This window comes from Microcoleus sp. Pol12B4 (assembly GCF_036701385.1).
Classification (GTDB): domain Bacteria; phylum Cyanobacteriota; class Cyanobacteriia; order Cyanobacteriales; family Microcoleaceae; genus Microcoleus.
The window spans coordinates 1-10,713 of record NZ_JAUBQR010000231.1 but is presented as its reverse complement, the minus strand read 5'-3'; the positions used below and the strand labels follow the sequence as shown (position 1 = coordinate 10,713).

Genomic DNA, 10,713 nt, shown 5'->3' with positions numbered 1-10,713 from the left:
TAAATCCTCAGCATTTAAGAAATTGGTTTGCTAACTGTTGCTATTGTACCTCATAACAGCGGAAAACGCTGTAAGAGTTACCGCGTTCTTTGGTTGTGTCACAAGTATTTGACTCCCAGATATCGCGAGTATGTCGATCGTTCTCAAAATACCAAAAGTGTTTATCACATCAGATCCACTGAAGAGATTTCACAATTTTTTGACTCTATCTTGCAAATGACAGTTGACAGTTGACTGCTGTTATTTGTTATTGATTATTGGTTAGCTGCTACCAATAACCAATAATATTATGTCCGATCGAGTGACCGCGATACCTCCGTCGGGGCGGGTTTACCGCATATCTCATTGTCAATATAGATCGTTATTTAACCTGCCCCTACAGCAATTATGGGCGAAGCGAAGCGGAGGCAATTGACCGGACACGTCTAACTAATAACCAATAACTAATCGCCAATAACTAATGACTACTGACTACTGACTAATTGATGCCACAGCCGATCGCAAATTCCCTTGAAATTCTCCCAAAACTCGATCGCACTCTTCCTTCTCCAAACCAGTCCAGTGCATCATCAAAGCTAATTTAACCGACTTGCCACTTTTTTCGAGCAAAAAACCCGCCTCATCCCGGTTTAAATCAGTCAAATCCTGCAACATCCGCACAGCCCGATCGCGCAATTTCTTATTAGTTACCGCCACATCAACCATCCGATTGCCGTAAACCTTCCCCAGCTTCACCATTACCCCAGTCGAAATGATATTTAAAGCCATTTTTGTTACTGTACCGGCTTTCAAGCGCGTCGATCCCGCCACTACCTCCGGACCAACCAACAACCGAATATCAACATCAGCCTCAAAATTCACTTGTTCGACGGGTACGCAGGCCATAAACACAGTTTTCGCCCCCCGCTGGCGCGCCGCCTGCAAAGCGCCGGCGACAAACGGCGTCGTACCTCCAGCCGTAATGCCGACAACCACATCTAAGTTGATAATTTGACGGTGGGCGATCGCCTCGGCCCCATCCTCAGCCCGATCCTCCAAATCCTCCGAACTCCGCACCAAAGCCCCTGCACCCCCGGCAATTATGCCCTGTACGAGTTCGGGCGGCGTGCAGAAGGTGGGGGGACACTCGGCCGCATCCAGCACCCCCAAACGCCCGGAAGTACCCGCACCGACGTAAAACAGGCGGCCTCCTAGACGCAGAGACTCGGCTGCAATGTCGATCGCTTGGGCTAACTGTTCGCGGGCACGGGCGATCGCGCTTAAGGTTTGGGCGTCTTCCCGGTTGAACAAGTCCACTAATTCGATCGAACTGAGTTGGTCTAAATTCTCGCTGTTGGCATTCACCTGTTCCGTCAGCAGATGGCCCCGTTCTTCCAAATTCTTCATAATTTTTTCTGCGTTATTGGTCATGGGTCATGGGTCATGGGTCATGGGTCACGGGTTATGGGTCATCGGTCATTGATTTAGAGGGAAACCGCAAATAAACGCAGATAAACGCAGATGCTTTTCAAGATTAGAGAGCAATTTTTGCAATTAGACTCTACTAATGACTGCCGACTCTCACAAAAGTCCCTCGAGTCGGCGGCGAATAGAATCCAGTTCGTTTTGGGAAACGTCAGACTCTGGATCTGGATCGGGTTCGGGCTCCGGCTGCCACTGAGTCTGTGTTACATTGTCTTCTGGCGGGATCGCCAGCGCGCCTGCAGGCACAAATTCCCAATCATAATCAACACTGTCGCAGAACTCCTTAATTTCCTCCTCGTCGATCGCCTCAACCGTGGGCTCTGGGAAATCCTGAGCTTCCAACATCACCCCAAAGCGGGTGGCGTCGTCTTCTGACTCAAACATCAGAACTTTGTTGCGATCGCCGAGTTGAATGGTATGAATTCCCTCATTCTCGGTGCGGGCATTGAAGAGTAAGACGAACACTCGCATAAGTTTTAAAGACCTTCTTAACCACCGTTTTTTTATCTTAGGAGCGATCGGGCAACCGGTTTTAAATTTTATATTTTAGATTTTAGATTGACCACCGATCCTGCACTGGCGCGATCGAAAGGAATTGGGGCATTTGGACGACTTGGTTTGATATTTTAGATTTGAGATTCACCACCGATCCTGCACTGCGGGGGGAATCTAGAGGATTTGGAGGAGTTGGAGGACTTGGTTTTAGGTGGTGTTGCGTGTTTTGATTAAGTTCGGTAAAGGTTTGTGGAGTCTACCCTGGAGTGGGGGCGTGCCTTTTGCGTGCGTTCAATCCGGGGATCGGCACTTCCGACCTCACTTTTGAGTCTACCAAAGGCAGAAGGCACCCTGGCGAATCACAGAGATTATACCTGTCTAAAATCGGCTGATTTCCTATAATTCCTGAATTCTCTGATTTTTGAGAAACACCCATGACTAACTCGGACGATAACAAAAATCAACTCGCACCCCGTCCCCATCGCCGCTGGTGGCGTCTGCTGCTGCTTAGCGGTACGGGATTAGGTATTCTCGCCTTGGTGGGGGCGGCGGTAGGATACCATTGGGTGCGGGAAAAGTTAGCTCCTTTGGTGGAAACTGAAGTTAGTCAGTTGCTGAAGCGGCCTGTACAACTCGGACGTTTGGAGGGATTTTCTCTGACAAGTTTGCGGTTTGGCCGATCGACTTTACCTGCAACTCCTACCGATCCGGATTACGCTTCTACAGAAGCAGTTAAAGTAAAGTTTTCGGTTTTGCAACTGCTGTTCACCCGCACTCTCAAATTAGATATTACTTTAGTTCAAGCCAACGCTTATATCGAACAGGATGCTAAAGGCCGCTGGGTTAATATTCCAACTGCAGAGCGGAAATCTCCGGGTTTATTTAAAACAGAAGTTGAAGCAATTAGAGCTGAAAATGCCGCTGCTGTTTTGGTGCCGAGTCCCGCAGTCGGACAGAAAACTTCGGCTCCTATTTCTGTAAGTCTGAGAAATGGCAGTGCTCTATTTCGCGATCAAAATCAGCGCGTTCTCTACGAAGTAAACGGTCAGTTTACTAACAGCGATAATTTTATACTTAAAGCTGATTCTATGTTACCTGCAGCTCAAACTAACCTGCAGTTGCAAGGTCAAAATTTGCCTTTGCCCGACCTCGCTCGCTTGCTAAGACTTTCCAGCATTTCTTTACAAAAAGGTCTGGCTAATGGCAATTTGACCGTGCAAGTGCGAGAGAATAAAGTATCGGGAATTACCGGAACGGCTAGTTTTGGAGGAGTGCAAGCGAGTATTCGCCCGCTGAAACAAATTATACAAAATAGTAGCGGTCAGTTGCGGTTTCAGGGAACTAATTTTATTGTCGATAGTCTGGCGGCTAATTACGGTTTAATTCCGCTAAAAATAGCAGGAACAGTTGCAACTGGAACTAATTTTAATCTCCAACAAGCTAGCTTCAATCTAACAACTAATGTGCAACCAGTCGCTTTTGCAAGTGTTGTCAGTGCGGTGGAGACAGAGTTAGGGCAGAAAGTAGTATTGCCCGTTGCTGTGGCGGGGGAAGTGAAGGCGGATGCCAAGCTGACTGGAACAGTTGCAATGCCGGTGCTGACAGGTACGATCGCCTCGACAAAACCCGCTACGGTCGATCGACTGCAATTAAACAATATTAGCACTAATTTCAAATTGGAACGCGGGAGAATGGCTCAAACCCCTACTCCCAATTCTCAATCCTCTATTCCCCCGTTTTCCTCTTTAGGTTTGACTTTGAGCGATATTTTGGTGGTGCCGACGGCGGGGGGTAAAATTGGCGGTAAAGGTGAAGTCGATATTGCTTTAAAAAGTAAGAATTCGCCATCTGGTTTGGTGTTTGACTTCCAAGCTGAAAATGTACCCGGAGACGCGATCGCCCAAATTTACGCTCTCCCGATTCCTGCTACTGTTAACATTGGCAGTGTCTCCGCCAAAGCTCAAGTTTTCGGCCCGTTAGAAAACATTCAAGCTAGAGTTCAATGGCAAGCACCGCAAGGAACTTTCCCCGCAGCGGGCGAAATTCGAGCCGCAAGGAATTCGGCAGATTTGCAAAATACGGTTGTGAAAATTGGCGACGCTTCTGTTAACGTGGATGCTGCGCTAAAAGACCGTCAGTGGCAAGCTATCATCGAGGGCGATCGTGTGGATCTCAACAGTTTGCAGCAAGTCCTGCCGGGGCTGAATTTGCCTCCTGAAGTAGCGGGTTTGGTCAGCGGAACCGTCGAAGCTGCGGGAACTTTGGACGATTTGAGTTTAAATGCGATCGCTGCGACGGGCAAAGGAACGCTGAATATTGCTGACAGTATTGTTGATGTTAATGGCGAACTAGAATCTGGTCGCTGGCAAGTTTTTGGCAACACTGAAAAAGTGGCTGTAAATCAATTGATTGATATTGGCTTGCCGTTATTAACACGGGAAACGCCAGCAAATCGGGAGAATCTAGAAGCTAAAATCCAAAATCTCAAATCGTTAAACGGGCAGCTAGCAGGTGAATTTCGAGCGGCGGGCAATGTTGACAATTTGACGGCGGGCGGAATCAATGTTAGTGGCAACGGTAGGCTCAATTTTGCCGACAGCAATGTGAATTTAAACGGAGAATTGGTAGCGGGAAACTGGCAAGCAACAGCACAAACAGATCGCACTTCCATCAGCCGATTGGTAGATGTGACACTGCCGATTTTAGATGTGGCTTCAGCATTCAATCCCGAAAATCAGCAATCTGCCAATCTCAACAATCTAAAATCCAAAATCCAAAATCTAAAATCGATTGACGGACTACTATCGAGTCAATTTACAGCATCGGGAAGTCTTGACAATTTGACGGCTAGCAGCATCAATGCCAGCGGCAGCGGCAGACTCAATATTGCTGACAGCAATGTTAATTTTAAAGGAGAATTGGCTGGGGGAAACTGGCAAGGAACAGCAGAAACAGATCGCACTTCCATCAGCCGTTTAGTAAATTTAGGATTGCCGCTGTTAGATGTTGGCTTAGCTTTCACTGCTGACAATCCCCAAACAGTCGCCAATATCAAAAATCTAAAATCCAAAATCCAAAATCTAAAATCGTTATACGGACAAATATCTAATCAAATTCAAGCCAGTGGCAGTCTAGATAATTCAACCGCCCCCGACATAGGCGTCAGCAGCAGCGGCTTACTCAATATAGGGGACGGTACTCTTGCTTTTAGAGGTAAATTAGAAGACAGACGCTGGCAAGCTTTCGCCGATGCCGATCGAGTTATTCTCAGTCGCTTAGAACAAACAATCCGCAATCTCCAACTGTTTCCACTAACGGCGACTTTGCCTAAAGGATTTGACGGCAGAGTTAACGGCGAATTCCAAGCAGCGGGCAGTTTGGATAACTTGACAGCGAAGGGAATTAGTGGTAGCGGAGAAGGACGGATTTTGGTCGATCGACTCGGGGCGATCGATACTACAGCAAAATTGGAAAACGGCAACTGGCAAGCATTGCTGGAAACCAACGGAATAGCCGTCAGTAATTTAGAACAAACCCTCAAACAAACAGGTTTGCTGACAGCGGATTTACCGCCAGAAATTAACGGAACCCTCGACGGCCAAGTCCGCATTTTGGGAACTGTAGATAATCTAACCGCCAACGGCATCACCGCCAACGGCGACGGACAAATTCGACTCGCCAACGGCGGAGGAATTGTCAATGCTAAAGGCAGCGCCGCATCGGGGAATTGGCGCGCGTCTATCGAGGGCGAGCAAATTGCTCTAAGTCTCTTCCAGCAAGCCTTTGAAGCCCAGCGCCAAAGCTTGCAAACCGGAGATGTAGTCTCTGGTTCCCAAAATCTCCCCCAGCTTGGAGGACTGTTTAACGGCAATATCAATTTATCCGGCCCGATAGGGGCGGGAACGGGGGCACCGCCCCTACAAAATGTTCGCGCCGGCGGCAGTTTCCGCATCTCAGAATTGCCGTTTTTGAAACAACCTTTTGAGGCAGTATTTAATTGGGACGGCAAACGGGTAGAAATTGAAAACGCCACAACTCCCGGTTTGACAGCAAACGGCTTTGTTAACGTCGAACTCGCAGGTAAAGGAGGGCCCTCAATTTCCAACTTAGATTTGGATGTCAGACTCGCCAACTTTAATCTGGAAGCCTTACCGGCACAACAGTTAGGATTTTTGTCTGCAATTGCGGACAAAAATTCCTCACAGCAAAACCTACCCCTGCGCGGCAATGTCGATTTTACCGGCCGCCTCACCGGAACCCTCGCCGCCCTCAGCTTAGTTGGCGACGTGGAAGTGCGGGATTTAGCAGTAAATCAAATCGCTTTTGACCCGGTACTGGCGGGGACTGTGAATGCGGATGCTGGGAAAAGTGTAGATTTGCGTTTGGCCGGCGCCAGCGACAAAATCGAAGTAGCTTTAAATCAATCTTTTCTGCCGACATCTTTCTTAATTCAACGCGGGGAATCCGTAGCTAGCGGCCAAACCGAGGGAGAAACTTTGCGAGTTAATTTAAGCGATTTTCCCCTCGCTGCTTTGAATTTATCACCCGGTAAAGAGGCTGGTTTGGGGCCGATAACCGGTACGGTTTCGGGACAAGTAAATGTGCCCGGTTGGAAGATGCCGTTAAATCCGGCGACTTTGCAAGCAAGCGGACAAATTGCGATCGCCCAACCGGCGATCGGCTACATTAAAGGTGACAGTTTCCAAGCCGAATTTAGCTACGCTAACGGCAGCGCCACTCTCACAAATGGCATATTCCGCCAAGGCAGCGGTCAATACTTAATTTCCGGCAATGTTCAAACAGGCGCAAACCCGCAATTTGCCGGGAAAGTTAACGTCCAGCAAGGCAATTTGCAGCAGGTTTTAGCCGCTTTGCAATATTTCAATTTAGGCGACTTGGCTAGAGGCTTAAAACCTCCGGTTTACGGTGACAGTGGTGACGTGCAAACTGTAGCAGTAGGAGAACCTGAAGCCCCGCTAATCGAACAGTTGCGCCGCTTGGCAGAAATTGAAACAATTTTGCAGCAGCAGCAGGCAGTGAAATCATCAGAAACAGTCCCTCCATTATCTCAATTGCAAGGCACTTTTGGTGCGGAAATTGCTGTCGCAGGTTCTTTGCAAACGGGCGTGCAAGCTCAATTTAACGTGAAAGGCGATAACTGGCAGTGGGGAGAATATGTCGCTGAAAAGTTCAGCATTGAAGGCAGTTTTCAGGACGGAATCTTAACTGTTTTGCCTTTAGAAATTCGAGCGGGAAAAAGTGCGATCGGCTTTTCGGGACAACTCGGGCAAAAAGCTCAATCCGGGCAGTTGCGGGTAGAAAATGTACCCGTGGAAGAGTTGGCAAAACTGGTGGAATTGCCTTTTGTGGATGTCACAGGAAATTTGAATTTGCGGGCGAATTTAGCCGGTAGTTTGGAAAACCCGCAAGCCACCGGGGAATTGAGTTTGCTTGAGGGCACGCTAAACGGAGAACCGATTAAACAAGCCGACGGTAGTTTCAGTTACAGCAACGCCCGCCTGAATTTTGGCGGCAGCGCTTTGGTAACTCAAACCGAACCAATTGAGGTGCAGGGAAGTTTGCCTTTTGAGTTGCCGTTTGCAGCGGTGAAAGCTGATAGCAATCAAATCGATTTGAGGGCGAATTTGAAAAATGAAGGTTTGGCAATTATTAATGTATTGACTCCGCAAGTTGCGTGGGTCAGCGGCCAGGGACAGGTGCAAATTCGCGTGGGAGGAACGCTGCAAGAGCCTGTAGCGCAAGGAATTGCGAATTTTGAAAATGCAACTGTCCGCGCGAGAGCCTTCCCAGAACCGCTGACAGGGCTGACTGGGACGGTGCGCTTTGAGGGCGATCGTATTCGGGTAGAGGGAATTCGGGGACAGTTGAGTCAGGGACAAGTTGTCGCCGCTGGCGTGATTCCGCTGTCTGTGCCTTTTGCTGAGGGCGATGTCGATGCGGCTAATCCCCTGGCTGTAAACCTCGACAAGTTAGCACTAAATCTCAAAGGATTGTACAGCGGTGGCGTTGTCGGTCAAGTGCAAGCAAGGGGCACGGCTAGGCGTCCGCAGTTGAGCGGTAATATTGAACTGTACAACGGCGAAGTATTTCTCCGGAGTTCCGGCGGCGGCACAACTCAGTTAGCTTCTTCCTCTTCTGCTTCCGATTCTCCTTCTACATCTTCTCCTTCTCCTGGGACTGAGGTTTCTGATTCCCCTACAACTGAGGTTTCTCCTTCTCCTGCAACTCCGACTTCCCCTTCCTTTGAAGTTGGATTGAACGATTTGCGGCTGAAGTTGGGCCGGGGAATTCGGGTAACAAGTGCGCCGATATTGAGTTTTCAGGCGACTGGGGGCTTGACGGTGAATGGAACTTTAGATGACCTTCGCCCTGTCGGTACGATTCGGTTGACTTCCGGGTCGGTAAATTTGTTTACGACGCAGTTTAGACTCGATCGAGGATACGCGCAGACTGCGACTTTTGTACCAGGACAAGGACTCGATCCGACGCTGGATGTGAGATTAGCAACTTCGGTGCAGGAAGTAACGCGGTTCCGCACTCCCGGCACATCTGTAGCCTCTGAAATCGCAGACGAACCGACAAGTTTCGGCAATGTGCGGAGTGTCCGAATTCAAGCGTTAGTGCAGGGAAGGGCTTCTCAGTTGGCGGAAAGTCTGCAGTTGAGGAGTTCTCCGAGTCGATCGGAAACAGAGATAGTAGCGCTGTTGGGCGGCAGTTTCGTGCAGACTTTGGGACAGGGAGACAGTACACTGGCGATCGCAAATTTAGCCGGTGCGGGTTTATTGAACAACCTTCAATCTGCGGTTACAAACGCCACAGGATTGAGCGAATTTCGCTTATTTCCCACTCGGATTAGAGGTAACGAAGCACAAAGTGCTAGTTCCAGTTCTGGTGCGGGTTCTCTCGGTTTAGGTTTAGAAGTTGGGTTTGACATCACGCGCAATATTTCAGCCTCAATCATTCGAGTTTTGTCAGCCAATCAACCGACTGAATTTACTGTGCGTTATCGATTGAGCGATAAAATTTTACTCAGAAGTTCGAGTAATTTTCAAGGAGACAATCGCGTCACCGCTGAATATGAATTGAGGTTTTAGTTAGCAAAAAATAATGTCTACAAAAAGCTGACTAGCCTCAACCACGAGCAGAGAACGTAAAAAGAAGAAAAGCAATTAAATTGATAACAGTAAGTATTAGTTCTTTAATAGAGACAATATATTACTCGGGAGACCAATATATGCTTGGAAGTACGGTCAAAAATCCTTATGACTGGATATTACTATACTGGATGCCCTATGACAATAATCTTTCAAGATTCGGGCAACCAATTATTCAAATGCTAAGTAAAGGTGTAAAAAATGACAAAGTTTTAGTAGTCGTACAATCAGACTTTAGTGGAGCAGCACAAGTTTCTAGAAGCATCATTAGCCAAGGTAAAGTGGATAGGCAATACTTAGAAACAGCAGATAGTAGTAGCCCAGAAGTCTTGAGTGAGTATCTAACTTGGGCACAATCTCAATTCCAAGCCAAACGCTGGGCTATTGTGTTTTTAGGCCATAGTGGAACGCTTATGGAAATCAGCCCCGACGAACATCCCACGTCCCCTTCAATTTCAGAAATTAGATGGATGAATCTTCAAAAAATAAATCAACTTATATTTGATTTTAACCGCTCTGTAAAGGGAAATCTAGAAGTATTATTTTTCCAAAATTGTAATAAAGGAAATATTGAAGTACACCATACCTTTCAAAATACTGCTAAGTATACGCTTTCATCTCAACTCCAACTTGGAGCGCCCAATTACTATTATGAGCAATTGTTAAGTGATTTGAGCGATTATCCAGACATTGATGGTTCTCAGCTAGCTACCAAGATTATGGATTATGAACCGCCTCATATGTACCATAGTTTGACATTAACTAACAATCATTATTTCCGCTACTTGCCGGAAAAAGTTAATGTAGTGATTGATTCTATTTTGCAAGCAGATATTGCGCCTGTGAAAGTTTTTATATCCTCAATTTTAGGGCCGGAAGTCAATTTTCTCACTAACAATCCTGTAGGAGTTTATCGTAACTTTGGAGAAACCTTTGTTGATTTCGTAAAGTTTTTACAAAAACTTACTCAATTATCAGGTGCGAGTCCGTCAGCTTGTAACGACTTACTGTTATTTTTAAATAATTTCCTCATTCAGAGAGTGCAACAGAATGGTGAATTACTTGACTCAAGGATTAGGTCTAAGTATAAAAACTTATCAGGCTTAGGGTTGTTTTTACCTAGAAATCCGCAGAAACTGGAAAAGTATTTGTATTTATCGGTTTATTCAGAGTTAAAGCTTGTAGAGCTTTTTGATGCAGTTGTATTCGAGACAAAAAAGAACTAAAGGTATTGGGGATATTTTACTTTCCCGGCTTCACAGAAGCAGTCTAGGAGGTAAAAAAACAGCCAGCATTCGCTCCCAATTCCCACTTCCCAATGCTATAATATAAGTAGCAGAATTAAAGCCCTGCTGCCAACCCCGCACACAAGGTTATAGGAGTTAAGTCAGATGGCAAACAAACTCCAAGTTAATACACAGTCGATCGGCTACAGCGACTTTTACTGGAACCGCTTTAGTCCGAGAGTTGCGACTATCAGCAGTGTCCGCAACGCCAATCATTGGGACGGCGGATTTATCACCTATATTGCATTTCCCACAAAAGTAGAAGCTACAGCAGCAATGAAATATTTGCTCTT

The 10,713-nt window shown here is 46.9% G+C and carries 4 protein-coding genes and 1 pseudogene; 3 read left to right on the top strand and 2 right to left on the bottom strand.

The window, feature by feature from the left end; all coding sequences use genetic code 11:
• Positions 1 to 471: 471 nt before the first annotated feature.
• A complete protein-coding gene (murQ, locus tag QUA38_RS24150) occupies positions 472 to 1,386 on the bottom strand; it encodes an N-acetylmuramic acid 6-phosphate etherase (RefSeq protein ID WP_333166391.1) in 915 nt (304 codons plus the stop codon).
• 174 nt (positions 1,387 to 1,560) lie between these two features.
• Entirely contained in the window at positions 1,561 to 1,935 is a 375-nt protein-coding gene (locus tag QUA38_RS24145) for a DUF3110 domain-containing protein (RefSeq protein ID WP_333166389.1), read from the bottom strand.
• Between the two features lie 458 nt (positions 1,936 to 2,393).
• On the opposite strand from QUA38_RS24145, the gene QUA38_RS24140 reads away from it, so the two are divergent.
• The 3 genes and pseudogenes from QUA38_RS24140 to QUA38_RS24130 form a co-directional block, all read left to right on the top strand.
• Positions 2,394 to 9,074, top strand: coding sequence for a translocation/assembly module TamB domain-containing protein (locus QUA38_RS24140; RefSeq protein ID WP_333166387.1), 6,681 nt, complete (start codon positions 2,394 to 2,396; stop codon positions 9,072 to 9,074).
• A gap of 140 nt (positions 9,075 to 9,214) precedes the next feature.
• Positions 9,215 to 10,360, top strand: a complete 1,146-nt coding sequence (locus QUA38_RS24135; protein ID WP_333166385.1) for a clostripain-related cysteine peptidase — start codon at positions 9,215 to 9,217, stop codon at positions 10,358 to 10,360.
• A gap of 165 nt (positions 10,361 to 10,525) precedes the next feature.
• A pseudogene (locus QUA38_RS24130) lies at positions 10,526 to 10,713 on the top strand (hypothetical protein); the annotation flags it as partial.

Bases quoted from the DNA above. Each gene is read 5' to 3' on its own strand.
- QUA38_RS24135 (WP_333166385.1), top strand. From the start codon at position 9,215: ATGCTTGGAAGTACGGTCAAAAATCCTTATGACTGGATATTACTATAC.
- QUA38_RS24140 (WP_333166387.1), top strand. From the start codon at position 2,394: ATGACTAACTCGGACGATAACAAAAATCAACTCGCACCCCGTCCCCAT.
- murQ (WP_333166391.1), bottom strand. From the start codon at position 1,386: ATGAAGAATTTGGAAGAACGGGGCCATCTGCTGACGGAACAGGTGAAT.
- QUA38_RS24145 (WP_333166389.1), bottom strand. From the start codon at position 1,935: ATGCGAGTGTTCGTCTTACTCTTCAATGCCCGCACCGAGAATGAGGGA.